The organism is Actinoplanes sp. DH11, assembly GCF_020873875.1.
Lineage (GTDB): Bacteria > Actinomycetota > Actinomycetes > Mycobacteriales > Micromonosporaceae > Actinoplanes.
Window position 1 is genome coordinate 393333 of sequence record NZ_JAHWGU010000001.1, and the last position, 24197, is coordinate 417529.

The window sequence follows — 24197 nt, forward strand, 5'->3', positions numbered from 1 at the left end:
TACGCGGACCCGCGCTCACGCCGCCGAAATCGTACGCCTCAGGCGGTCTTGTAGTGGTATGTCCGCCCGCCGGTGCCCTCGGTGAAACCGTCCGGCCAGAGGCCCAGCGACAGCGCCGTGTCGACGATCAGGGCCATGCCGAGACCCGTCCGGTCCGTGGGTTCGGGCGCGCCGCCGATCGTCAGCTCGGCGGGCACCCACAGGTCCACCCGTTCGCCCGGGCCGGCCGCCAGCCGGCGTAGTTCCTCGCGGAGCGCCTCGACGGCGCGTGCCTCACTCATGGCTACATATGACAGCACATGGTCAGGCGAAGGAGTAGAGGGCGAAATCGGCCTCGCGGACGCAGGCCAGCACCGACGTGTTCCAGGCGCAGGCGCCCGGCCGTACGTCGCGGAGCAGGCCCATCTCGGCCGGCTCGTCGCCGACGTGGACGCCGGAGAGGGAACGGCTGCTCACCGATGTGGTGAGGCTGTCGGAGAAGCGCAGCAGATTGCCGGCGTCGAGCCGGACGGCGACGCCTGGCACCGTCCACATCGGGCCGCCGGAGGAGTCGAGGAGCGTGCTCGTCTCGTCCGAGACCGCCAGCACCGCGTCGCCCACCGGGATCAGTGTGTCGACCTCGGCCACGTCGCGGCGCCACAGCTCGCCGCCTTTCTCGGCGTCGACCGCGGCCACCTGACTCCTGTCCCGGTCGTAACCCGGCGTTTCGACGAAGCACAGCCGCGAGTCGCCACACGGGGTGAGCCCGCCCAGTTCCGAAGTGGGTTCGGCGGTGTGCAGGATGGTCGGCTCACCGAGATCGTCCAGGTCGTAGGCGAAGATCCGTCGGGCGTTGCCGGACTCCTGCACGAACAACCGCCCGTTGTGCGCGATCGCCTCGTCCGAGGTGCCGGCGACGCTGGGGCGGGATTTCGTCACCTTGCCGGTCCGGATGTCGCGCACGCTCGCCGACCGATCGCTGTTGATCTGCACGAAGCGGTCGTCGTCGGTGATGTCCGGGGAGAACGGCCGGCCGGCGGAACCCGCGGGTCCGGCCAGGTCGGCAGGCGTGGTGACGGTGACGACCGTCGTCGCGTCCGGATCCGCCTCCTCCCAGCGAACCTTGCCGCTCGTCAGGTCGAGGCCGAGGAGGCGTTCCTCGACCCGGTCCACCAGCAGAACCGTGTCGGCCCCGAAGTGGACGGTGTCCGAGGCGCCGACCGGCCGGTTCCACAGCTGTTCGCCGTCGTCCGCGCTCAGCACCCGCATCCGCGCCGTGCCGGTGACCGGTTCGAGCCCGGAGAAGACCACGAGCACCTGTGGCAGGGCGACCATGCGGTCCCAGAGGCCGGCGGTGCCGACGGTGGCGTTGCTCCACACCACGTCGCGGCTGCCGGTGTCGACCGCGACCACGCCGAGGCGCCCGTCGACGTCGGTGCTGGCGAAATAGGCCCGTTCGCCGATCAGTTCGGCATCCGAGAACGCCGTGGTGATCGGCACGGCCGGGTCGAAGCGGCCGATCTCCTGCACCGGGTGGAACTCGAGTGCTCGGACGCCGGGCCACAGGACCACGGCGGCGGTCACGGCAACGGCGACGACGGCGGCTGCGGCGGCGATCAGACCCCAGGTGCGGTACGGGCGGACGACCGGTCCCGCCCCCGCCCCCGGCGCCGGTGCTGCCCCGGGCACGGTCCAGGTCGAGTCGGCGGCCTCCGGTCCGGCGGCCACGCGGTAGGGCAGGTGGTTCCCGGCGGCCAGCGCGGCGGCCTCACCGGTGGCCCAGGGGTCGACGGGTTCGGCGTACCCTGTCTGCTGCTCGATCCGGGTGTCCGTGGCGGGCGGCTTCTGCGGCACCGCCGGCTCGCCGCCGTCCGTGGTGCCGTGCTCCTGCGGAGCCGCCATCTCGCCGCCCTTCTCCACGACCCGTACCGGCCCGTCATGCTACCGATCGGCGCACCGGCGACCGGACGCGAACCGAGGTGCGCCGGTTGCGGGGCCGTGGTGCGCCGCTGCCGGGGCGAGGTGCGCCGGTTGCGGGGGCGCCATGAGCCGACTGTTGTGACGCCGTGCGCTGGCTATCGTGACGCCATGCGCATCGAGCGAGTCACCGACGCGGCCGACGTCCACCGTGCGGCCGACCTCTTCGACGCGCCGCCGCTGGAGGCCGCGACGACACGCTTCCTGAGCGACCCCACGCACCATCTGCTGCTGGCCTACGACGATGCGGACCGCCCGGTCGGCATGATCAGCGGCGTGGAGACGACGCATCCGGACAAGGGCACCGAGATGCTGGTGTACGAGCTCGGCGTCGCGCCGGTCGCCCGGCTCCAGGGGATCGGCACCGCGCTCGTGGACGCGCTGGCCGAGGTGGCACGGCGCAACGGCTGCTACGGCATGTGGGTGGCGACGGAGTCGGACAACAAGGCGGCGCTCGCCACGTACCGGCGGGCCGGCGCCTGCGAGGAGATGACGTTCACCCTGCTCAGCTGGGATCTGAGCTGACCGTCTCCCGAGGCGGCAGGTGCGGCGGGCGGTCGGAGGCGGGCCAGACGTACGGCAGGTCGTCCGGGATGTCGTCGCCGAGGACGGCCCGGTAGTGGCCCGGGTCCTTGCGGATCAGCGCCGACCGGTGACTGATGTGCAGGGCCTCGTCGCCGATCCAGGGCGGCAGTTCCCCGGCGGCGGCGAGTTCGTCCTGGGTGCGGATCGTCCCCACACCGGTCGCCGCCCGCAGGTCGGTGGTCAGGGTGGTGGCGCAGGTGTCGGCCCGTCCGGTGGCGGTCCAGACGGCGCACATGTCGAGGCCGTACCGGACCAGCGCCTCGGCGTACCCCTGCCACATCTTGACGGCCGGGTGGTGCCGCCAGCCGTACCCGGGCTGGATGAGCCCGCGCAGCACCTGAATCGTCTCCACGCGCTGCTTGCCGAGCCGCTTCGTGTCCAGCACCAGCGCGCTGGCCGTGAAGTCCTGGTACGGCAGAAATGTCTGCATGGGGGGATCCTTCCGCTTTCCGGGCCCGACCCGTTACGGATTACCCGGATGCGGTCCCGGCTCGCATCGGTCCGGCCTCGGATCGGTTGCGGCCCGGATCGGTACCGGCTCGGATCGGTACCGGCTCGGATCAGTTCTGACCCCGATCGGTTGTGGCTGGTGCTGAGAGGGCTGCCGCCGGGAATGCGTAGGGAGCGCGTGCTCGGCACGCGCTCCCCACCGGGTATCGGCAGGTCTCAGCGGTCGAGGCCCTCGATCGGCTCCTCGAGCAGGCGCGGGTCGTCGATCTTGTCGCGGGGGGCGATGTCCGGCGACACGGAGGCCGAGGGCTTGGCCGCCGGCGCGTGGGCGCCGCCGTGCTTGTCGGAGCGGTGCTTGTCCGAGGGGTGCTTGCCGGAGGACTTGGCGGCGGAGTGGGCGCCCGGCGCGGCGGCGGACTGGTCCGGGGTGGGGTGGGCGGCCTCGGCCGGAGCGCCTGCGGCGCCCGGTGCCGATCCGCCCGGTGCCGCCGCGCCCGGTGCTGCTGCGTCCGGGGCTGCTGCGTCCGGGGCTGATCCACTCGGAGTCGCAGCGTCCGGAACTGCGCCCGGAGCGGGCGAACCAGGGGCAGGCGAACCCGAGTCGGATGTACCTGGGACGGACGAAGCCGGAGCCGGAGTCGACGTGCCGGCGGCCGGGGTGCCGGGGGAGGCGGCCGCCGCGGGCGGGACTTCGACGGAGCGGGCGGGCTGGGGCTGGACCGGGGAGCCGCCGAGTGGCAGGCCGGAGATGTCGGTGCTGAGGTCGTCGAGGTTGTTCCGGAAGCCGCCGACCGGTACCGCGCCGCCCAGACCGGCCGTACCGAGCCCGTCGACGACGGGAGCCCCGGTGCGGGCCCGTTCGCGGCGGTTCGGGGCGGCCGGGGTGCCGGTGTCCTGGGCGACCGGCACGCCGTCCGGACCGAGGGTGGCGACCGCCGGCAGGCCGTTCTGGACCAGGTGGTCGAAGGGCAGGTTGGCGAACTCCCGGGCGAGGATCTCGCCGGTGACCGGGATGGGGCCGGTGGCCTTGCCGCCGTTCCGGGTCTGCTTGCCGCTGTCCGGAAGGGTTCCGCCGACCACGTCGGCGGTGGGCAGCGCCCGGGCCGGCTTCTGATTCTCCAGCCGCGCCGAGCCGGCGGCACCAGCTGCGCCGCCCAAACCGTCGGTTCGCCCGATCGAGTTGTCACCCGGCCGTACTGCCAGGAGCGGGCCCTCGCCCGCCCCCAGGTCGACGAGCGGTTCGCCGCTGAGCGGATCGGAGGCGAGGGGGGTGTGCAGCCGCCAGTTGCCGGTCTGTTCCAGGGCCTGGCCCAGGGGGCTCAACGGTTCCCGGCCGGCGTCCGGCACCGGGTTCGTGTCCGCGAGGGCGGGCGCGGCCCCGAACAGGAGGATCCCGCCGGCGAGCGCTCCGGCACACCACAACTTGCGCACTGATTTTCTCCAAGCCACTTCGGACGATGGGCTGGGTCAATACCCACCAAGTCGGACGAATGGGTTCGGATGGGGCAACGAGTGGCCCCGGGCAGGGGTTCCGGCTGACTACGATTCGCAAACGTGAGTGTCGTGCCGGCGAATGATCGTCCCGAAGCATCAGAGTCCGATAGGGACAGTCGCCCCCACCTGGTGCTCTGTGGCGCCGATGCGCTCGTCTACACGCTCGCCGAGGAGCTGGCGAACTCGCGGCAGCGGATCCGCATCACGGTGATCACTCCGCGTCGCCTCCGGTCCGACGTGCCGGACCTGGCCGGGCTGGCCGACCGGGACGTGGAGTGGCACAAGGCGGACAAGCTGGACGAGCGGGCCTTCGCGGAGGCCGGGCTGGCCGGTGCGTCGGCGCTCGCGCTCGTCATGCCGGACGACATGACGAACCTGCACGCCGCGCTCTGCGCCCGGGAGGTGGAGGAGACGCTGCGGGTGGTGGTCCGGATGTCCAGCCGCGGCCTGGCCAAGAGTGTGGACCGGCTCTTCCCGGACTGCGCGGTGCTCTCCGACGCCGAGATGGCGGCGCCCGCCTTCGTCGCGGCGGCACTGGGGGAGGTCGCGCCGACCCACTTCAGGCGCTCCGACCGTACTCTCTATGTCGCCCACCGCTCCGATGTCCCGGCCCGCCGCGTCGTGCTGACCCTGACCGTCACCGATGCCGCAGGCGAGGTCAGCGTGCTGCCCGCCGAGCCGGAGCCGCGCTGGATGCTCCCCACCGACCTGGTCCTGGCCGAGGCCGTCGGCCGCCCGCCCGGGGAGGACGTGACCCGGCGGCTGCTGACCCGGGCCGGTCGGCGGCGGCGGCCGTTCGCCACGTTCGGGCGTGCCGTGCGCGCCGCGCTGAGCCGCAAGCTCGGCATCGCTGTGATGATCACGATTGCCACGACTCTGGTGGCCGGCGCGGTCCTGAACAGCTACGAGAAACAGCCGCACGGCCTGTGGGGACAGATCTACGTCACCCTGCTGACCGCGGTCGGCTCGTCCGATGTGGAGGCCGACCGCAACTCGGTGGCGCAGGCCGCCCAGCTGGTGCTCACCCTCGCCGGTCTCGCGCTGATTCCGCTGATCACCGCGGCCGTGGTGGACGGCATGGTCAACGCCCGGCTGGCGCTCACCCAGGGGCGGCTCGCGAACGAGTTGCGCGACCACGTGGTGCTGGTCGGTCTCGGTACGGTCGGCACCCAGGTGATGCGGCAGCTGCACGACCTCGGTGTGCGGGTGGTGGCGATCGACCGGAACAAGAACGCGGTCGGCATCAAGGCGGCGCAGCACCGCGGGATCCCGGTGATCGTGGGGGACGCGTCCGCCGACGAGACGCTGCGGGCCGCCGCGATCGACACCTGCCAGGCGCTCGTCGTGCTCTCCACCAACGACCCGGTCAACCTGGAGGCGGCCCTGCGTGCCCGGGCCAACCACGAGGACCTGCGGGTGGTGCTGCGGCTCTTCGACGACGACTTCGCGCAGCGGATGGAGTCGGCGTTCCAGATCAACACCTCGCGCAGCGTCTCCCGGCTGTGCGCGCCGGTCTTCGCGGCCGCCCTGCTGGAACGCGACGTGCACGCCACCATCCCGGTCGACCGGCACGCCGTGCTCGTCGCCACGGTCACCGTCGCGGCCGGATCCCACCTGGACGGCGCGCCGCTGGAACACGCCGACCACCCGGGTGAGGCGCGGGTGCTGGGCATGTCGGCGGCCGGGCAGGAATGGATCGACTGGGTGCCGGACCGGCGCCGGGTGCTCGCCGAGGGCGACCGGGTGCTGGTGGTGGCCCGCCGCGGTGGGCTGCGGGCCCTGTCCGAGCTGGCCGGCCCGCCACTGACCAGCAGTCCTGACCGGCCGGACCGGACCCGCTAGAGCAGCCCGGCCTCGGCGCTGCTCAGCTCGTCCGCCTCGACACCGAGCACGGCCTGCTCGTCCGGCTTGTTGACCAGGACCTCGCTCAGGTACGACTGGACGGTCGGCCCCATCCCGACATCCCGGCCGGCGCGCTCGGAGAGCAGCCACTTGTGCTGGATGATCTGCGAGAAGATCTCCTGCGGCTCCAGCTTGTTGCGCAGGTTCGCCGGCACCGCGCGGACCACCGGCTCGAAGACCTCGGTGAGCCAGCGGTGCGCGGCCTGCTGCTCGTCGGTGAGGTGGCTCTCGGCGCGATAGGTGTCCAGGTCGTTGAGGAGCTGACGGGCCTGGTTCTCCTCGGCGTCCAGGCCGGTGAGCCGCATCAGCCGCCGCGTGTGGTACCCGGCGTCGACGACCTTCGGCCGCACCCGGTAACCGCCGTCCACGGTCGACATGGAGACCTCGGCGACGTCGAAGCCCATCTCGTTGAGGCGGCGGATCCGGCGCTCGATGTGGTGCCGGGCGTCCTTCGCGACCTCCTGCTCGTACGTCACCTCGTGCCACAGCCGCTCGTAGCGCGCCACGATGTCGTCGACCACGGACTCCGGGTCGATCGACTCGTGCAGCAGCTCGGCGGCCTGCAGGTCGAGGCATTCGCCGAAGATGTTCAGCCGCAGGATCTCGATGTCCTCGCTGCGCTGCCCCTCGGAGAGCTTCGGGTAGAGGTTGCCGGTCTCCGCGTCCACCAGGTAGGCGGCGAAGGCGCCCGCGTCCCGCCGGAACAGCGTGTTCGACAGCGAGCAGTCACCCCAGGAGAAGCCGGTCAGGTGCATCCGCACGATGAGGGCGGCGAGCGCGTCCAGCAGGCGGTTCATCGTCTCCGGTCGCAGCACCCGGGAGAAGAGCGCACGGTACGGCAGGGAGAACTGGAGGTGCCGGGTGACGAGCACGGTCTCCAGCGGCTCGCCCTCCTTGGTCTGCCGGTCGGTCGCGATGGCGATCGCCTGCACGGCCGGGAAGTCGATGCGTTCCAGGGCACGGAGCAGGTCGTACTCCTTCTCGGCGATCCGCTCCCGGGTCTCCTTCATCGCGTAGACGGTCCCGTTCAGCTTGACGAACCGGACGACGTGCCGCGAGATGCCCTGCGGCAGCGCGACCAGATGGTCCGCCGGCCACTCCTCCAGGGGAATGTGCCACGGCAGGTCCAGGAGCGCGGGGTCGATGAGGGCGGAGGTGATGCGCACCGCCCAAGTGTGCCCGTTCGCCCGGCGCGTCGCGTCCGTACGTGGCTCGTTACACAGGTGCGAAACAGCCGACGACGTACGGGAGTGGCATGCGACGCAAGACAGGCATCGTCATCGGAGCGTGCACCGCCCTCGCGCTGGCCGGCTCGGCAGCCACAGTGGTGCTCACGCGTACCAGCGATCGCCCGGTCGGCATCTGGCACGAAGCGCCGGCGGTGGCCCGTACCCCCGTGGCGGCGCGGGCGGAATCATCCGCCGCGACCGGCACCGCGGTACCCGGCGCGCCGCGCACGCCGGGCGCGTCGCGGACCGAACAGGCCACGGTGACACCGAGCGCGGCAGCGTCCCCGGCGGTCACTCCGGGCACAGTGGTCCCGCCGGACACGCCCGGCACACCGGGTGCGACCAAGGGCAGCGGCGTGCCCGTGCCGGGCAGCGCGGAACGGCCCGTGGAGTCGGCCGCCGTGACCAGCCGGGAACGGGTCGGCGAGTTGCTGCCGGTCAGCCGGGTCCTGGAGTACCTGACCGGTCCGAAGCGGGAGAAGTTCCACTATCCCGGTGCGTCGTACGTGAAGCTGCACTTCGACCGGATGGCGATGCTGCCCGGCGACTACCTGACCGTGTCGAACCCGAGCCGGACCGAGAGCTACCGCTACGACGCGCCGGAGAAGCTGAACACCGGCGAGGCGGACCGGTGGGCCATGTCGATCACCGGGGACACCGCGATCGTGGAGATGCACCGGGCGGTCAACCCGCTCGGCCTCGGCGATCTGCTCGGCTCCCTCGGTGTCCGCGTCGACCAGGTGGCGCGCGGCTTCGACCGCAAGGAGCTGCGGCGCGAATCCCGCCGAGCCGGATCCGGGCGCGAGCAGTCGGCCAGGCCGGGGCGCGAGCCGGCCAGGCCGGGGCGTGGGCAGGCGGCCGGTCCGGGCCGGGAGGAGTCCGTCTGCGGGGCCGACACCTCCGGCGACGCGGTCTGCTACCAGTCGGCCGACCCGATCGCCTTCACCAAGTCCAAGGCGATCGCCCGGCTACTGATCAACGGCACCGAGCTCTGCACCGGCTGGCGGATCGGCGCCAAGAACCGCATGATCACCAACAACCACTGCCTGACCTCCAACGGCGAGGCGTACGACACCGAGGTCTGGTTCAACTACCAGTGCGCCAAATGCGGCGGGTACGACGTCTTCAAGCCCACCAAGGTCTGGGGTGACAAGGTCGTCGCCACCGACCGGACACTCGACTACACGCTGTTCTCGGTGGACAGTTTCCCGTCCGTGGAGAAGTTCGGCTACCTCATGCTGGACACCGCGCGGCCGGCCCGCGGCCAGGAGCTCTACGTGCCGCAGCACCCGGCGGGGGAGCCCACCCGGATCGCCGGCGCCAAGGGTGACAAGGCGAGCAACTGCACGGTCGAGAACCCCGACTACACCGGGTACGCGGCCCACTCCGACGTCTCGTACTTCTGCGACACCGCGGGCGGCTCGTCCGGTTCACCGGTGCTGTCCCGGCGGACCAACAAGGTGGTCGCGCTGCACCACTTCGGCGGCTGCCCCAACTCCGGTGTGCGGGGAGACCTGCTGGCCGCGAGGTTGCGCCCGTACCTTTAAGTTGTGGGCGTGGTCGAGACGAGCGTGATCCGCGGACGGCGTCCGATGACGTGGTGGCCCGACCTGCTGGCCGTGGCCGCCTTCGCCGGCCTGACCGCGGCCCTGGCCGCCGGTCACCTGCTCGCGTTCGACCAGCGGGTCGCCGACTGGGCGCTCACCCACCAGCCGGGTTTCGTCCACTGGCCGGCCCGGGTGCTCAACTACCTGGGCCAGGGCGGGCAGGTGCTGACCCCGGTCGCGCTGATCCTGACCGGCCTGCTGTTCTGGCGGACCCGGTCGGCCCGGGCGCTGCTCCCGTTCGCGGCGGCGTTCGTGCTGACCTACCTCACCATCGGCCCCGCCAAGATCTTCTTCGACCGGGCGGCGCCGCGCTTCACCGGGCCGGAGAAGACGGTCCTGTTCAACCCGCACGCCGACGGCATCTACGCGATGAGCTACCCGTCCGGGCACATGGGCAACGTCCTGGTCTGGTACGCGGTGATCGCCCTGCTCCTGGCGGCGGTGCTGCGGCGCCCCCTGAACCGCACCGAGTGGCTGGCGATCCGGGTGGCCCCGGTCGTCATCGTCTTCCTCACGACGGTCTACCTGGGCTACCACTGGGTCACCGACTCGGTCGCCGGGGTGCTCCTGGGCGTGGTGCTGGCCCGCCTGATCGACCGCATCCCCTGGGACGCGGTGCCACTGCCGGCGGCGCTGCGGCGGTGGAATCACCCCAGCGGATTGCCGTGAACTACCAGATGTGTGACATCTGGGCTACCGACATTGCTGTTTACGGCAAAGTCGGGCGCTCAGACTGGTGCGCCTCCGCGGAGTACCTGCTTGAGCCGCAGGTCGGCGTCGAGGACGACCAGGTCGGCGCGCAGGCCAGGGGTGATCGCGCCGCGGTCGGTCAGGCCGAGCAGGCGGGCCGGTGTGGTCGAGGCCATCCGGGCCGCGTCCGGCAGCGGGATGCCGGCGGCGACCGCGTTGCGCAGGGCCGCGTCCATGGTGAGGGTGCTGCCGGCGATCGAGCCGTCGCGGACCAGGCGGGCCACCCGGTCGGCGACCACGACCTCCTGGCCGCCCAGCTCGTACTGCCCGTCCGCCATACCCGTGGCGTCCATCGCGTCGGTGACCAGGAGCGACCGGCCGGGTCCGGCGCTGCCCGCGGCGAACGCCAGCATGCCGGGGTGCAGGTGGATGTTGTCCGCGATCAGTTCGACGGCGGCCGTCGAGGAGAGCAGGCCGACCACCGGGCCGGGTTCGCGGTGGTGCGGCGGCCGCATCCCGTTGAAGAGGTGGGTGGCCACGCTCGCGCCCGCTGCCACGCCGGCCAGCGTCTGATCGTACGAGGCGTCGGTGTGCCCGATCGCCGCCAGCACGCCGTGCTCGCGCAGGAACGCGATAGCTTCCAGGGCGCCGGGCAGTTCGGGGGCGACGGTCATCATGCGTACCGCTCCCTCGCCGGCCTTGACCAGTTCGATGAGCTCGCCCGGCACCGGGTCACGCAGGAACTCGGGGTTCTGGGCGCCGCAGCGGACGTGCGAGAGGTACGGGCCCTCGAAGTGGATGCCGGCGAGGACGCCTTCGGCGACGAGCGGGCGGTACGCCTCCGTGGCGTCCCGCATCAGCGCGAACGGCGAGCTGACCAGGCTGGCGAGCAGCGTGGTGGTGCCGTGCGAGAGGTGGAAGGCGGCGGCGCCACGGGCGGCCGCGGCGTCACCGGTGGTGAAGGTGTGCCCGCCGCCGCCGTGGCAGTGCAGGTCCACGAAACCGGGCACGACGATGTCGGACCGGTCGTCGTGCGCTCCGCCGGTCTCGACGGCGCTGATCACGCCGTCCGAAACGGCGACGTGTCCGGGGACGACGCCGGTGGGTGTCACGATGCGGCCCGAGAGGCGGGTCATGTCAGCTCTCCTGGAGCGGGTCGGCGGCAGGCGGGACGAGGGCCAGTGAGTCGAGGGCGAGCAGGGCCGCGCCGAGGCAGCCGGCGGTGTCGCCGAGCGCGGCCCGGACGATCTCCGGCGGGCGGTGGAAGGTGACCCGCTTCGCGAACGCGGCACGGACCGGCCGGAGCAGGTCGTCGCCGGCCTCGGCAAGCCCGCCGCCCAGCACGACCACCCCGACGTCGTAGAGCGCCTGCGCCGTCAGCAGGCCGTCGGCGAGGGCCTCGACCGCGTCCTGCCACACCGTGCGGGCCAGGTCCTCACCGCGGGCGGCGCGGGTGGCCACGTCGAACGCGGTGGCGTCGGGGTTGCCGGACAGTTCCGCGTACCGCCGCCCGATCGCCTTCGCCGAGGTCTCCGCCTCCAAGCAGCCCCGCAGTCCGCAGCCGCACGGCGTACCGCCCGGCCGGACCACGACGTGGCCGAGTTCGCCGGCCGCGCCGTGCGCACCGGGATATCCGGACCCGTCCACCACCAGCCCGGCCGCGATGCCGGTGCCGATCGCCACGAAGAGCACGTGCCGGCGGCCACGCCCGGCGCCGAGGCGGGCCTCGGCGAGGGCACCCACGCGGACGTCGTGGCCGAGCGCGGCGGGCAGGCCGAGGCGCTGCCGGGCCAGGTCACGAAGGGGTACGTCGCGGAAGCCGACGTTCGACGACCAGACGGCGACCCCGGACACCTCGTCGACCACCCCGGGCACCGCGATGCCCACCGCGACCGGGGTGAGCCCGTCGGCGCGTGCCTTGTCGGCCAGCGACCCGGCGATCTCCAGGATGTTCTCGGTGACCGCGGCGGGCCCGCGCTCGGCCCGGGTGGGGTGCCGTTCCTCGTGGTGGACGGTGCCGTCCGGGCGGACCAGCGCGCACTTCATCCCGGTGCCGCCCACGTCGAGGGCGAGGACGGCCTCGGTCATGCCAGGATCACGGATCTGCTGAGGTTGCGGGGGTTGTCCGGGTCGAGGCCCTGCGTGGTGGCCAGGGCCACGGCGACACGCTGCGCCAGGATCAGGTCGGCCATCGGGTCGAGTGGGTCACGACCGCCGAGCCAGCGGCCCAGGGAGGCGTAACCGCCATGGTGCCGGCTGTGCAGGAACGCGGCGCCGGTCCGTTCCACCTCGTCGGCCAGCCCGGTCGGGACCTCGCCGAACGCCCACACCACGCGGCGCGGCCCGGCGATCGAGATCGGGCCGTGCCGGTAGTCCATGGCCTGGTAGGACTCGGTCCAGAAGCCGGCGGTCTCCCGGCACTTGAGGGCGGCCTCCTCGGCGATGCCGACGGTCCAGCCCCGGCCCAGGAAGGTGATCTGGTCGACGAGGGCGGGGTGCACCGGCAGGGGGAGCCGGACGGCGACCTCGGCGTCGGTGGCCGCGGACTCCATGTCCTCGCCGAGGTGGGCCCGGAGCAGCGTGAGCACGCTGGTGGCGAAGCGGGTCTGCACCACCGACTGCTCGTCGGCGAAGTCCAGCACGACGGCGTGGCGGGCGATCCGGGCGGCCGGCTGGGTGCCGTCCGCGGTGAGCACGGTGACCGGGGCGTTCTCCCCGAAGCCGCGCATCACGTCGAGCACCTCGGTGGTGGTACCGGATCGGGTGATGGCGACGAGCCGGTCGTAGCGCCGACCGGCCGGGAACTCGGAGGCCTGGAACGCGTCGGTCTCGCCCTGGCCGGCCTGCTCGCGGAGTGCGGCGTACGCCTTGGCCATGAACCAGGAGGTGCCGCAGCCGACGACCGCGACGCGCTCTCCGGCGGTGGGCAGACCCGGTGACGTTCCGGCTAGTTTCGCGGCCTGCCGCCAGCATTCCGGCTGGGTGGCGATCTCCGCTTTCACATGGGTCATGGCTCGGTTCCTCACCGGTAGTTGCTGCGCATTCGCGCTCGGTTCCCGGGACTTTCGCGCGTTATTGTGCTCATGGCGTTGCCGTGGGGGCAAGTTCCCCGGGCCCTTTGCGCACCGCGTCGCTTTGCTTCCGGGCCTTTCGCGCACTAATGTGCACACACTTATCATGAAACGTGCAGCTGGGAGTGTCGGGTGGACCGGTACGCGCGGTGGAATGCCCTGCTCGAGCTACTCACGGAGAGCGGCCGGGTGACAGTCGAGGAGGCCTCCGAGCGCCTCGACGTGTCCCAGGCGACCATCCGCCGTGACTTCGATCAGCTCGCACAGCAGCAGATGATCACGCGGACCCGGGGTGGCGCCGTTGCCAACGGAGTCTCCTACGACCTGCCGCTGCGCTACAAGAGCGCGAAGCACTCCGCCGAGAAACAGCGCATCGGTGAGGCCGCCGCCAAACTCGTCACCCCCGGCACCGTGGTCGGCCTCAACGGCGGCACCACGATCACCGAGGTGGCCCGGGCGCTGGCGGTCCGCCCCGACCTGAACGCGGTCGGCGAGGGTGCCCAGCTCACCGTCGTGACGAACGCGCTCAACATCGCCAACGAGCTGCTGGTCCGCTCCCGCATGAAGATCGTGGTGGCCGGCGGCGTGGTCCGCCCGCAGTCCTTCGAGGTGGTCGGCCCGCTCGGCGGTGCCCTCCTCAAGGAGGTCACGATCGACATCGTCCTGCTCGGTGTCGACGCGCTCGACGTGGAACTCGGCGCGGCCTCCCACCATGAGGGCGAGGCCGCGATGAACAGCCTGATGGTGGCCCGCGCCAAGAAGGTCGTGGTGATCGCCGACTCGTCCAAGCTGGGCGGTCACGCGTTCGCCCGGATCTGCCCGATCTCCAAGGTGGAGACCCTGGTGACCGACTCCGGCGCGCCACCGTCGGTGGTGGCCGCCTTCCGGGACGCCGGGGTCGAAGTGATCACCGCCTGACGATGCGGGGGAGCGGCGTCACGGGCTTGCGGGAGTGGCCTGACGGGCCTACGGGAGTGGCGCTCTTGCCCTAGTGTGCGGCGAATGACCGCCGTACTCGAGATATCAGGGCTGCGGAAGACCTATCGCGGCCGCAAGGGGGTCCGTAACGCGCTTGACGGCTTCGACATGGTTGTCGAGGCAGGTCAGGTGCACGGGTTCCTCGGGCCGAACGGCTCCGGCAAGACCACCACATTGCGTACGCTCCTCGGGCTGATCAAGCCCAACGACGGCCGGATGGCGATCCTCGGCCGGGAGGTCCCGAGGCATCTGCCGGCGGTGGCCCGCGAGGTCGGCGCGATCGTGGAGAGCCCGCAGTTCTTCGGCAACTTCACGGCCGAGACCACGCTGTCCCTGCTCGCCGACGCCGGCGGCGTGAACCGCAATCGGGTCCACTCGGTTCTCGACCTGGTCGGGCTACGGGACCGGTCCAAGGAGCGGGTGAAGACGTACTCGCTCGGCATGAAGCAGCGCCTCGCCGTCGCCTCGGCGCTGCTCAAGGAGCCGAAACTGCTGATCCTGGACGAGCCGGCGAACGGACTCGACCCGGGCGGCATCCGGGAGATGCGCACGCTGATGCGGACCCTGTCGGAGTCCGGCATGACGGTGCTGCTCTCCAGCCACATCCTCGGCGAGATCCAGCTCATCTGCGACTCGGTCACGATCATCTCGGCGGGACGGCGGGTCACCTCGGGATCGGTCTCCTCGGTGCTGGCGCAGCACACGTCGGGCGGGGTGCGCGTCCGCCTGGAGCCCGGTGTCGACCTGGTCGGTGCGGCGCAGCTGCTGCGCGCGGCAGGTGCGCAGGTCAACCTCGAGAAGGACCACTTCACCGTGGGGAACGCGAGCAACCCGGCGCAGATCACCAAGCTGCTGGCGGAACGGCAGATCTACGTGAGCGAGCTGAGCCCGGTCGCGGCCGATCTGGAGGAGGTCTTCCTGGAGCTCACCGGCACCGCGCCGGTGGCCGGGCACAGCCGGCAGGTGGACGAGACCGTGATGAGCGCCGGCAAGGGTGGGTGGGGACAGTGAGCCTGGCTCGTGCGGAATCCCGGCGGCTGGTCAAGCGGCGGCTGACCAAGGTGATCGTCATCGGTGTGCTGCTGGTGCTGGCCGCGGTCGTGGCCGGTTCCTGGTTCAGCAGCGAGAAGGTCGGCGCGGCCCAGGTGGCGGCTGCCAAGGCCGAGGCGGACCGGAATTACCAGGAGGCACTGCGCAGCGCGGCGGCGGACAAGGAGAAGTGCCTCGCCGCCCAGGGCACCCCCGAGGCGTCGCAGTGGCCGGCGGACTGCAACCAGCTCTTCACGCCGACGATCGAGGACTACAACTACGAGTGGTACATGCCGGCGACGTTCGTGCTGCGCGAGGAGTTCCCCCTCATGGTCGCGGTGTTCGCGCTGGTGCTGGCGGCGGCCGCGTTCCTGGTCGGGGCGTCCTTCGTGGGCGCCGAGTGGAACAGCGGCGGCATGATGAACCTGCTGCTCTGGCGGCCGCAGCGGCTCCGCGTGCTCGGCACCAAGCTGGCCGTCTTCCTGGGCTGGGTGACAGTCCTGGCGCTGGTGCTCGGCGCGGCGTGGACCGGGTTGTTCCGGCTGCTCGCCGAGTACCGCGGCTCCACCGAGAACATGACCTCGGGAGTGTGGCAGTCGTTCGGGCTGACCGGGCTGCGCGGCCTCGCCGTGATCCTGGCGGCCGGCGCCCTCGGGTTCGCGCTGGCCTCGCTGGGCCGGCACACCGGCATGGCCCTGGGCGCGCTCGTCGCTTTCGGCGCCCTGGACATCGGCGCCTACATCATGGCCAGTCTGGCCGGGCTGTCGTTCCCGGACCTCTGGTTCGTGCCGTACTGGTTGATCGCGCTGCTGACCAAGGAGTTCGTCACCACCGACTGGACGTCGTGCGACTACTCGTCGACGGCCGGCTGCGAACCGGCCACCTTCACCATGACGTGGCAGACCGCGAGCATCGGGCTGGCGGCGGTGACAGTGCTCATCGTGGGTGCCTCGATGCTGACGATGCGCAAGCGCGACATCACGTGAGGTAACGTGCGCGGGGGTCGCCGATCGCGTTTATGCTGGTGGCCCCCGCGTAGATCCGTGCCTGCCGATGCCCTGGGAGTGCCATGCAGCCCGCCGCCGAACCGACCGGAGACCAGCCGGTCGAGGAGCAGCAGCACATCCCGGCCCCGCGCAGCCCGGAGCCGGCCGATCCGTCCGATTCAGTCGAGACGTCCGATTTGGCTGAGGCGTCCGATGCGGCCGGGCGGTTCGCACCGGCAGAGCAGGCCGAGGCGGCGCCGAAGGCTGCTCCGGCTCTCACCGAGCGCGAGGAGCAGATCATCGCGTTCGAGTCGAAGTGGTGGAAACACGCCGGCGCCAAGGAACAGGCGATCCGGGACACCTTCGATCTCTCCTCGACCCGCTATTACCAGCTGCTCAACGCGCTGCTCGACAACCCGGCCGCGCTCGCGCACGACCCGGTGCTGATCGGCCGGCTGCGGCGGCTGCGCTCCGCACGGGCACGCACCCGCCGCCGCTGACGCGGCTCACGCCCGACCCGACTCGCGGCCGGACGCGATTCACGGCCGGACGCCGGTCATGGCTGGTGCGTTTCCGCGTACGCCTCCAGCCAGGCCACCTGGGTGGGGTCCAGCGACGCCCGCACCCGCCGCCGGGCGGCCGCCACGTTCGCCGCGGTCACCGTCGACGCCTCCAGCGAGTCCCGCATCGCGGCCAGCGCCGACTCCCGGATCAGCGCGGCGCAGTCGGCTGCCGAGAAGCCCTCCAGGTCGGCGCCGAGTTCGTCCAGGTCGACCGCCGGATCCAGTGGCACCGACCGGGCCGACGCCCGCAGGATCGCCGCCCGCGCCTCGCCGTCCGGTGGCGGCACGTAGACCAGCCGCTCCAACCGGCCCGGCCGCAGCAGTGCCGGGTCGATCAGGTCCGGCCGGTTGGTGGCGCCGATGACCACGACGTTGCGCAGGTCCTCCACCCCGTCCAGCTCGGTGAGCAGCGCGGCCACCACACGGTCCGCGGTGCCGCCGTCGGTGGCCTGACCCCGGGTCGGCGCGAGCGCGTCCACCTCGTCCAGGAAGACCAGGGTCGGCGCCGCCTCCCGGGCCCGGCGGAACAGCTCCCGCACCGCGCGCTCGCTGTCACCCACCCATTTGCTGAGCAGCTCGGCGCCCTTCACCGACAGCACGTTCGCCTTGCCGGTGCCGGCGATCGCCTTCACCAGGTAGGTCTTGCCGCAGCCGGGCGGGCCGTAGAGCAGCACGCCGCGCGGCGGTGACACCCCGAGCCGGGCGAACGTGTCCGGGTAGGTCAGCGGCCACAGCACCGACTCGGTGAGCACCTGCTTCACCTCGACCATGTCGCCGACGTCGTCGAGCGTCACCTCGGCCACCTCGAGGGTGGACTCGGCCATCGAGGTGGGGCGGACCACGTCCAGCGCCGCCTCGAAGTCGGCCATGGTGACGGTGGGCGAGTCCGGCACGGTGCCGTTGCCGACGTGACGCAGCGCCGCGCGCACCCCGGCCTCGCGGGTGAGCGCGCCCAGGTCGGCGGCGACAAATCCGGGGGTACGCCCGGCGACGTCGTCCAGGCGCACATCCTCGGCGAGCGGCATCCCGCGGGTCAGCACGCCCAGCTGCTCGCGGCGCATCGCCGCGTCCGGCAACGGGACGGTCAGCTGCACCGCGAGCAGGTCCGGTGCCCGCAGCGCCGGATCCACCGACTCGGGCCGGCTGGTCGTGCAGATCACCGCCGCGCCGCCGGCGACCGTCTCCGCCACCACCTGCCGGAACACCGTGGAGATCGGGCCCGGCTCCTCCCGCGGCGCCAGCGACTCCACGTCCGAGATCAGCAGGACCGCCGGGCGCTCGGCGAGCACCTCCCGGCCCAGCTCCCGCAGCCGGGCCGCCGCCGCGTTGTTGGTGAGCGCGGCCAGCTCCGGGCCCCAGACCGGGTGCACCTTCGCACCGACCTCGGCGCCCACCGCCCGGACCAGCGCCGACTTGCCGGAACCGGACGGTCCGGAGATCAGCACGCCGAGCGTGACCTTGGTGCCCAGCCGAGCCAGCACCTCACCGTGGTTGAAGCCCAGGTCGAGCAGTTCTTCCAGCTCCTTGGCCTGGGCGCGGAGGCCGGGCAGGTCGTCCAGGCCGGGCGGCGGCACCTCCGGGTCGGTGGAGGCGGGTGCGCCGGTGACCGGCGAGACCGCGGCCGGCGTCGGGCCGGCCGTGACCGGACCGTCCTGCCAGGCCACGACCGTGTCCATGGTGACCAGCGCGGCGTCCGGGCCGGACAGTTCGGTGACGGTCAGCAGGGCGCTCGTCCACGCGTACCCCACCCGGTTGGCGAGGCTGCGCCGCGCCGCCTCGACCAGGCCGCGGTCCGCCGCGCCGGGCAGCACGTCCTGCGGGAGCAGCGAGACGTCGTCGCCGGTGCTGACGACCTTGCCGAGCAGGGCCAGGCGCAGCATCTCCGGTGACACCACCGCGACGATCTCCACCGGACCGGTGAGCGTCACCCGGCGTGCCTCGACCACCGGTGCCGGTGTGACGGTGACCTGGCCGCCGTCGCGCAGGCCCAGGTTGCCCAGGATCAGGTCGTCGGCGTAGAGCAGGGCCCGGCTCGCCGACGCCTCCGCCCGGGCCACCAGGCCGGCCGTGGTGCGTGCGCCGGTGAGGCGGACCGGATCGCCCGGCCGCAGCGCCAGCGCGGCCATCACCTCCGGGTGCAGGCGGACGATGCCGCGGCGCGCATCGAGCGCGGCCGGCCGCAGCGTCACGGTCAGCGTGAGATCGTCAGCCACGCGGAAGCCTCCGGGTTGATCGTCAGGGCCCTCGGACGTCCACGCTATCCGCCGCGCGCCCCTCGGGCTTGCCTGCGGGTTCACAGGCATCGCTCAGCCGGTCCGGACTAGCGTGGGCGCCATGTCTGCCCTGACCGCCGGGTTGCGCAAGCTGCCCCGGCTGACCCGGCGCCGGGCGATCGTCGCCGCGGTGGTTCTCGTGCTGCTCGCCGCCGCGGCCGTCTGGGTGGTGCGCTCCGACGACCAGGAGTGGATCGCCGAGGACCTGCGCCTGACCGTCCGCTCCGGCCCGGCCGGTGACGAGCCGGTCGACCTGGACGCGCGCTTCTACCTCCCGGAGGGCCGGTCCGGCAAGGTTCCGGCGGTCCTGCTGGCGCACGGGTTCGGCGGCACCAAGAGCTCGGTCAGCTCGGACGCGGAGTCCCTGGCGTCCCGGGGCTACGCGGTGCTGACCTGGACCGCCCGCGGGTTCGGCCGCAGCGGCGGGGAGATCCACCTGGACAACCCGGACTACGAGGTCAAGGACGCCCAGGGCCTGCTCGACTGGCTGGCGGCCCGCCCCGAGGTGGCGACCGACGCGGCCGGCGATCCCACGGTCGGCGTGGTCGGCGGGTCCTACGGCGGCGCCCTCGCCCTGCTGCTGGCCGGTCAGGACCAGCGGGTCGACGCGATCGTCCCGTCGATCACCTGGAACGACCTGGGCACCGCGTTCCTGCCGCAGTCCGCGGCCGTCGACACGACAGGCGTGTTCAAGAAGTCGTGGGCCGGCCTGTTCTTCGGCAACGGCTCCTCCTCGGCCGAGGAGCTGCTCATGCCGCAGCGGGCGCCGGTCCCGGTCACCGGCGACCCGGCGTGCGGGCGCTTCGCCGCCGACGTCTGCGGGGCGTACCTGCAGATGGCGACGACCGGCGTCCCGGACGAGAAGACCCTCGCCCTGCTCCGCAAGTCCAGCCCGGCCACCGTGCTCGACAAGATCAAGGCGCCGGCGCTGCTGATCCAGGGTGCGGTCGACACGCTCTTCCCGCTCTCCGAGGCGGACGCGAACGCCCGCGGGATCGCCGCGACCGGCACCCCGGTGCGGGTGGCCTGGTTCACCGGCGGGCACGACGGCGGCGCCGGGCCGACCTCCGACTCCGACCGGGTCAAATACCTCACCGTCCAGTGGCTCGACCACTACCTGAAGGGCGAGGGTGACCCGCCCGGTGACGGTTTCACCTGGTCACGGGTGGCCGGTTTCAGCGCGCTCGACCGGGGCCTGGTGACCAACGGGTACTCCGCGGACGCGTACCCCGGAATGGCCGGAACCGGACGCACCCAGATCTCTCTCGCCGGCGAGGCGCAGCCCGTCGCGAACCCGCCGAACGGCAATCCCGGCGCGCTGAGCTCGCTCCCCGGCATCGGCGGTCGCCTCACCTCGGTGCTCAGCGGTGGCGTCGCGATGGACGTTCCCGGTCAGTTCGCCAGCTTCACCTCCGAGCCGCTGCCGGCCGGCGTCGAGGTCGGCGGCTCGCCGGCGCTGCGGCTGCGTGCCGCCTCACCGACCGGCGAGGCGACGCTCTTCGTCAAGCTCTACGACGTCGACCAGAACGGCGCGGCCACCCTGAGCGCCGGCCTGGTCGCGCCGGTGCGGCTCACCGGCCTGCCGGCCCGCATCGAGCAGGCGCAACCGGTGACCGTCACCCTGCCGGCAGTCGTGCGCCGGATCGAGGCCGGGCACACCCTGCGCGTCGCCGTCGCCACCTCCGACCAGGCGTTTCTCACCCCGGCGCAGCCGGCCACGTACACCGTCGCGGTCGAACCCGAACTCACCCTGCCCACCCTGACCGGCACGCCGATCGCCTCGCCGGCGGCGATCTGGTGGTACGCGCTCGCCGGCGTCGTCGCCGCCATCCTGATCGGCCTGGCGGTGGTCCTGCTGGTGATCCGCCGCCGGCACCGCCGCCGGGAGATCTCCGTGCACGAGGCGTACGCGGAGACGCCGCTCGTCGTGAACGGGCTGCGCAAGGCCTACGGCGACGGGTTCGTGGCGGTGCAGGAGATCGGCTTCACCGTCGAGCGGGGCCAGGTCGTCGGCCTGCTCGGCCCGAACGGCGCCGGCAAGACCACCACGCTGCGGGTGCTGATGGGCCTGACCACGCCGACCGCCGGTGAGATCTACGTGTTCGGGCACCGGCTCGTCCCGGGCGCGCCAATCCTGTCCCGGGTCGGCGCGCTCGTCGAGGGCCCCGGCTTCCTGCCGCACCTCACCGGGCACCAGAACCTCCAGGCGTACTGGCAGGCCACCGGCCGGCCCTGGGCGGACGCCCGCTTCGACGAGGCGCTGGAGATCGCCGGCCTGGGCGCCTCGGTGCACCGGCGGACCAAGAACTACAGCCACGGCATGCGGCAGCGACTCGCCATCGCGCAGGCCATGCTCGGCCTGCCCGAGCTGCTGGTCCTCGACGAACCCACGGACGGGCTCGACCCGCCGCAGATCGCCGAGATGCGCCGCGTCCTGCAGCGTTACGCCACCGACGGCCGGGCCGTGCTCGTCTCCAGCCACCTGCTCGCCGAGGTGGAACAAACCTGCACCCACGCCGTCGTCGTCAACAAGGGCCGGATCGTCGCGTCCGGCCCGGTCGACGACATCGTCGGTGACTCGCCGTCGGTGCAGCTCGACGTCAGTGACGTACCGGCCGCCACCCGGGTCCTCGAAGAGCTCGGCGTGCGCTCGGTGACGCCGGAGGGCCCGTCCGGCCTGATCGTCGACATGAACGGCACGCCCCGCGCCGCACTCGTCGCCTCCCTGGTCTCCGCCGGGGTGGGCGTCGACCGGCTGGTGCCGCGCCGCCGGCTCGAAGACGCCTTCCTGGCCCTGGTGGGCGACAACTCGCGGGGAAGTGGGGACCGATGAGCGCTTCATCCGCAACCGGGTACCGGGCGTCACGCACGCTGCCGATCTGGGCCGAGGTGCGCCGGCAGGCCTCCCGCCGCCGCACCCAGCTCGCCCTCGGCTTCATGATCCTGCTGCCGCTGATCATGCTGGTCGCGTTCGAGATCGGTACCCCGGGCGACGACGACGACGGCGACGGTGGTGGCGCGTTCAGCAGCATCGCCGACCTCGCCACCTCCGGCGGGCTCAACTTCGCCCTCTTCGCGCTCGCCGTCTCCGCCGGCTTCCTGCTCGTCGTGGTCGTCGCCCTCTTCTTCGGCGACACCGTGGCGAGCGAGGCGAGCTGGGGCAGCCTGCGCTACCTGCTGGCGATCCCGGTGCCGCGGGCCCGGCTGCTCGGCGTCAAACTGATCGTCGCCGGGGCGTACTCGCTGTTCGCCCTTCTCCTGCTCACCGGCACCGGCCTGCTCATCGGCACCCTGCGGTACGGCTGGGGCCCGCTGGGCAGCACCATTGCCGCCGAGGTCCCCTCCTCGCAGGGCCTGCTGCGGCTGCTCGGCATCGTCGCCTACCTGGCCGTCACGCTGCTCGTCGTCGCCGGTCTCGCCTTCCTGCTGTCCGTGCTGACCGACGCCGCCCTGGGCGCCGTCGGCGGGGCCGTGATGCTCTGGATCCTCTCCAGCATCCTGGACCAGATCACTGCGCTGGGCGCCCTGCGCAACCTGCTGCCCACCCACTACACGGACGCTTGGCGGGGGCTGCTCTCCACCCCGGTCCAGACCGAGGACCTGGCGAAGGGCGCGATCTCCGCCGTCGTCTACGCGACCCTGTTCTGGGGGTTGGCGTTCTACCGCTTCACCCGCAAGGACGTGACCTCCTGACATCGGCCGGGGAGTTTCCGGGCAGACGACTTGCTCACAGCTCGGGAACTCGTGGTGATGATGGTGGGATCTCGTCGTAAGCTTCGGGAAACAACTGAATACCTCATCCAGAGGGGCAGAGGGAACGGCCCGATGAAGCCCCGGCAACCACCGTGCATGTCTCGATGACGAGGCCGCGCCCGGCAGGTGCTAATTCCGTCCCCGTTCCGGCAGGTCGCCGCGGGGAAAGATGAGAGGAAAGCCTCGATGACGTCTGCCGTCAGTGCACCCGCAACCACCTCCAGCTCGCCCGCTCGCGGGTTGATCTGTCGCGCCTGCGGTGCCGAGTACCCGCTCGCCGCGCAGCACGCTTGTTACGAATGTTTCGGCCCGCTCGAGGTCGCCTACGACGAGGCGGCGCTCGCGCGGGTGACCCGGGCCGAGATCGAGGCGGGCCCGCAGAACATCTGGCGGTACGCGGCGCTGCTCCCGGCCGGCCAGGACCCGGCCACCCGGGTGACGCTGGACCCGGGCCTGACCCCGCTGGTGAGTGCTCCGGCGCTGGCCGCGGCGATCGGCCTGCGGGCGCCGCTGTGGGTGAAGGACGATTCGCAGAACCCGACACACTCGTTCAAGGACCGGGTCGTCTCGGTGGCCCTGACCGCGGCCCGGGAGCTGGGCTTCACCCGGTTCTCCTGCGCCTCCACCGGCAACCTGGCGAACTCGGTGGCCGCGCACGCCGCCCGCGCCGGGGTGCCGAGCATCGTCTTCATCCCGTCCGACCTGGAGCAGGGCAAGATCATCACGACCGCTGTCTACGGCGGTGACCTGGTCGCGATCGACGGGTCCTACGACGACGTGAACCGGCTGTGCAGCGAGCTCGTGGAGACTGACGAGTTCGAGGACACCGCGTTCGTGAACGTGAACGTGCGGCCGTTCTACGCCGAGGGTTCGAAGACCCTGGGGTACGAGGTGGCCGAGCAGCTGGGCTGGCGCATCCCGGCCCAGGTGGTCATCCCGATGGCTTCCGGCGAGCTGCTGACCAAGATCGACAAGGCGTTCAGCGAGCTGGTCGAGATCGGACTCGTGGAGGCGCCGGAGGGCGGCTGGACCGTGTTCGGCGCGCAGTCGCAGGGCTGCAACCCGATCGCGACCGCGCTGCACAACGACACCGATGTGATCACTCCGGTGAAGCCGACCGGCATCGCGAAGTCGTTGAACATCGGTGACCCGGCCGCCGGGCCGTACGCGATCGAGGCGGTCAAGCGCACCGGTGGCTGGATGGACTACGCCGACGACGACGAGATCCGGGCCGGCATCAAGCTGCTCGCCGAGACGACGGGTGTCTTCGCCGAGACCGCCGGTGGCACGACGGTGGCCGTACTCAAGAAGCTCGTCGAGAGCGGCAAGCTGGACCCGGAGAAGGAGACCGTCGTCTACAACACGGGCGAGGGTCTGAAGACTCTGGACGCGATCGCCGGCCAGGTTGGACCGACCCACACGATCAAGCCGTCGCTGAAGGGCGCGCGCGAGGCCGGCCTGCTCGGATAACTGTCAGTAACCGGTTATCTGCCGGTTGTGGAGAAATACCTCCTGCGAGGACTTGCGACCCGATCTCCGGATGGGCAGGATGCTCTACGCGGGAGGACGCGACGCCGTACGAGGCTCCTCACCTGGACATTGGCGACAATCTCCGAGGAACCCAACGATCC

Annotated in this window: 20 protein-coding genes and 1 riboswitch; of the genes, 11 read left to right on the forward strand and 9 right to left on the reverse strand. The window is 72.0% G+C overall.

Annotated elements, in window-relative coordinates:
• Positions 1-38: 38 nt before the first annotated feature.
• On the reverse strand, positions 39-281 hold the full coding sequence (locus LPA41_RS01895) for a hypothetical protein (protein ID WP_229067826.1): 243 nt from the start codon (positions 279-281) through the stop codon (positions 39-41).
• A 22-nt stretch (positions 282-303) separates the two neighbouring features.
• Complete coding sequence (locus LPA41_RS01900) at positions 304-1881, reverse strand: PQQ-binding-like beta-propeller repeat protein (protein WP_229067827.1); 1578 nt, start codon at positions 1879-1881, stop codon at positions 304-306.
• Positions 1882-2067: 186 nt separating this feature from the next.
• Here LPA41_RS01900 and LPA41_RS01905 point away from each other — a divergent pair, with 186 nt between their 5' ends.
• Positions 2068-2481: a GNAT family N-acetyltransferase gene (locus tag LPA41_RS01905; protein ID WP_229067828.1), complete on the forward strand. Its 414-nt coding sequence runs from the start codon at positions 2068-2070 to the stop codon at positions 2479-2481.
• Here the strand turns inward: LPA41_RS01905 and LPA41_RS01910 are convergent.
• The gene (locus tag LPA41_RS01910) at positions 2462-2971 is read right to left on the reverse strand and encodes an MSMEG_6728 family protein (protein ID WP_229067829.1); all 510 of its coding nucleotides are present in this window, start codon (positions 2969-2971) and stop codon (positions 2462-2464) included. The two genes, LPA41_RS01905 and LPA41_RS01910, sit on opposite strands and share 20 nt — an antisense overlap.
• 236 nt (positions 2972-3207) lie before the next feature.
• The gene (locus LPA41_RS01915) at positions 3208-4422 is read right to left on the reverse strand and encodes a hypothetical protein (protein WP_229067830.1); all 1215 of its coding nucleotides are present in this window, start codon (positions 4420-4422) and stop codon (positions 3208-3210) included.
• A gap of 123 nt (positions 4423-4545) precedes the next feature.
• Here LPA41_RS01915 and LPA41_RS01920 point away from each other — a divergent pair, with 123 nt between their 5' ends.
• On the forward strand, positions 4546-6327 hold the full coding sequence (locus tag LPA41_RS01920; protein WP_229067831.1) for a TrkA family potassium uptake protein: 1782 nt from the start codon (positions 4546-4548) through the stop codon (positions 6325-6327).
• Here the strand turns inward: LPA41_RS01920 and LPA41_RS01925 are convergent.
• Positions 6324-7553, reverse strand: coding sequence for a DUF4032 domain-containing protein (locus tag LPA41_RS01925; protein ID WP_229067832.1), 1230 nt, complete (start codon positions 7551-7553; stop codon positions 6324-6326). The genes LPA41_RS01920 and LPA41_RS01925 overlap by 4 nt on opposite strands.
• 89 nt (positions 7554-7642) lie before the next feature.
• On the opposite strand from LPA41_RS01925, the gene LPA41_RS01930 reads away from it, so the two are divergent.
• Complete coding sequence (locus tag LPA41_RS01930) at positions 7643-9163, forward strand: serine protease (RefSeq protein ID WP_229067833.1); 1521 nt, start codon at positions 7643-7645, stop codon at positions 9161-9163.
• 45 nt (positions 9164-9208) lie between these two features.
• Positions 9209-9892: a phosphatase PAP2 family protein gene (locus tag LPA41_RS01935; protein ID WP_255689118.1), complete on the forward strand. Its 684-nt coding sequence runs from the start codon at positions 9209-9211 to the stop codon at positions 9890-9892.
• 59 nt (positions 9893-9951) lie between these two features.
• On the opposite strand, the gene nagA is transcribed toward LPA41_RS01935, so the two are convergent.
• From nagA to LPA41_RS01950, 3 genes are read right to left on the reverse strand one after another with little or no spacing between them, the layout of a single operon-like run.
• On the reverse strand, positions 9952-11049 hold the full coding sequence (gene nagA / locus LPA41_RS01940) for an N-acetylglucosamine-6-phosphate deacetylase (RefSeq protein ID WP_229067835.1): 1098 nt from the start codon (positions 11047-11049) through the stop codon (positions 9952-9954).
• A gap of 1 nt (position 11050) precedes the next feature.
• Positions 11051-12001, reverse strand: coding sequence for an ROK family protein (locus LPA41_RS01945; protein ID WP_229067836.1), 951 nt, complete (start codon positions 11999-12001; stop codon positions 11051-11053).
• Entirely contained in the window at positions 11998-12924 is a 927-nt protein-coding gene (locus tag LPA41_RS01950) for an SIS domain-containing protein (protein WP_229067837.1), read from the reverse strand. The genes LPA41_RS01945 and LPA41_RS01950 overlap by 4 nt, the downstream gene beginning before the upstream one ends.
• Before the next feature lie 192 nt (positions 12925-13116).
• On the opposite strand from LPA41_RS01950, the gene LPA41_RS01955 reads away from it, so the two are divergent.
• The 4 genes from LPA41_RS01955 (at position 13117) to LPA41_RS01970 (ending at position 16477) form a co-directional block, all read left to right on the forward strand.
• Complete coding sequence (locus LPA41_RS01955) at positions 13117-13902, forward strand: DeoR/GlpR family DNA-binding transcription regulator (RefSeq protein ID WP_229067838.1); 786 nt, start codon at positions 13117-13119, stop codon at positions 13900-13902.
• 84 nt (positions 13903-13986) lie between these two features.
• The gene (locus LPA41_RS01960) at positions 13987-14973 is read left to right on the forward strand and encodes an ATP-binding cassette domain-containing protein (RefSeq protein ID WP_229067839.1); all 987 of its coding nucleotides are present in this window, start codon (positions 13987-13989) and stop codon (positions 14971-14973) included.
• Positions 14970-15977 (forward strand): ABC transporter permease, encoded by a 1008-nt coding sequence (locus LPA41_RS01965; protein WP_229067840.1) that lies wholly within the window; start codon positions 14970-14972, stop codon positions 15975-15977. The genes LPA41_RS01960 and LPA41_RS01965 overlap by 4 nt, the downstream gene beginning before the upstream one ends.
• An 83-nt stretch (positions 15978-16060) precedes the next feature.
• Positions 16061-16477, forward strand: coding sequence for a DUF3263 domain-containing protein (locus tag LPA41_RS01970; protein WP_229067841.1), 417 nt, complete (start codon positions 16061-16063; stop codon positions 16475-16477).
• A gap of 56 nt (positions 16478-16533) precedes the next feature.
• Here the strand turns inward: LPA41_RS01970 and LPA41_RS01975 are convergent, their stop codons facing one another.
• Complete coding sequence (locus tag LPA41_RS01975; protein WP_229067842.1) at positions 16534-18753, reverse strand: AAA family ATPase; 2220 nt, start codon at positions 18751-18753, stop codon at positions 16534-16536.
• A 121-nt stretch (positions 18754-18874) separates the two neighbouring features.
• Between LPA41_RS01975 and LPA41_RS01980 the strand changes: the two genes are divergently transcribed.
• The 3 genes from LPA41_RS01980 to thrC all read left to right on the forward strand — a co-directional run bounded on the left by LPA41_RS01980 (position 18875) and on the right by thrC (position 24036).
• Positions 18875-21646: an alpha/beta fold hydrolase gene (locus LPA41_RS01980; protein ID WP_229067843.1), complete on the forward strand. Its 2772-nt coding sequence runs from the start codon at positions 18875-18877 to the stop codon at positions 21644-21646.
• A complete protein-coding gene (locus LPA41_RS01985; protein WP_229067844.1) occupies positions 21643-22506 on the forward strand; it encodes an ABC transporter permease in 864 nt (287 codons plus the stop codon). The genes LPA41_RS01980 and LPA41_RS01985 overlap by 4 nt, the downstream gene beginning before the upstream one ends.
• 100 nt (positions 22507-22606) lie before the next feature.
• Positions 22607-22742: riboswitch (SAM riboswitch) on the forward strand.
• Positions 22743-22752: 10 nt separating this feature from the next.
• On the forward strand, positions 22753-24036 hold the full coding sequence (gene thrC / locus LPA41_RS01990) for a threonine synthase (RefSeq protein ID WP_229067845.1): 1284 nt from the start codon (positions 22753-22755) through the stop codon (positions 24034-24036).
• Positions 24037-24197: the final 161 nt, after the last annotated feature.

Bases quoted from the DNA above. Each gene is read 5' to 3' on its own strand.
- LPA41_RS01985 (WP_229067844.1), top strand. From the start codon at position 21,643: ATGAGCGCTTCATCCGCAACCGGGTACCGGGCGTCACGCACGCTGCCG.
- LPA41_RS01905 (WP_229067828.1), top strand. From the start codon at position 2,068: ATGCGCATCGAGCGAGTCACCGACGCGGCCGACGTCCACCGTGCGGCC.
- LPA41_RS01895 (WP_229067826.1), bottom strand. From the start codon at position 281: ATGAGTGAGGCACGCGCCGTCGAGGCGCTCCGCGAGGAACTACGCCGG.
- thrC (WP_229067845.1), top strand. From the start codon at position 22,753: ATGACGTCTGCCGTCAGTGCACCCGCAACCACCTCCAGCTCGCCCGCT.
- LPA41_RS01935 (WP_255689118.1), top strand. From the start codon at position 9,209: ATGACGTGGTGGCCCGACCTGCTGGCCGTGGCCGCCTTCGCCGGCCTG.
- LPA41_RS01970 (WP_229067841.1), top strand. From the start codon at position 16,061: ATGCAGCCCGCCGCCGAACCGACCGGAGACCAGCCGGTCGAGGAGCAG.
- LPA41_RS01900 (WP_229067827.1), bottom strand. From the start codon at position 1,881: ATGGCGGCTCCGCAGGAGCACGGCACCACGGACGGCGGCGAGCCGGCG.
- LPA41_RS01960 (WP_229067839.1), top strand. From the start codon at position 13,987: ATGACCGCCGTACTCGAGATATCAGGGCTGCGGAAGACCTATCGCGGC.
- nagA (WP_229067835.1), bottom strand. From the start codon at position 11,049: ATGACCCGCCTCTCGGGCCGCATCGTGACACCCACCGGCGTCGTCCCC.
- LPA41_RS01980 (WP_229067843.1), top strand. From the start codon at position 18,875: ATGTCTGCCCTGACCGCCGGGTTGCGCAAGCTGCCCCGGCTGACCCGG.
- LPA41_RS01950 (WP_229067837.1), bottom strand. From the start codon at position 12,924: ATGACCCATGTGAAAGCGGAGATCGCCACCCAGCCGGAATGCTGGCGG.
- LPA41_RS01945 (WP_229067836.1), bottom strand. From the start codon at position 12,001: ATGACCGAGGCCGTCCTCGCCCTCGACGTGGGCGGCACCGGGATGAAG.
- LPA41_RS01910 (WP_229067829.1), bottom strand. From the start codon at position 2,971: ATGCAGACATTTCTGCCGTACCAGGACTTCACGGCCAGCGCGCTGGTG.
- LPA41_RS01930 (WP_229067833.1), top strand. From the start codon at position 7,643: ATGCGACGCAAGACAGGCATCGTCATCGGAGCGTGCACCGCCCTCGCG.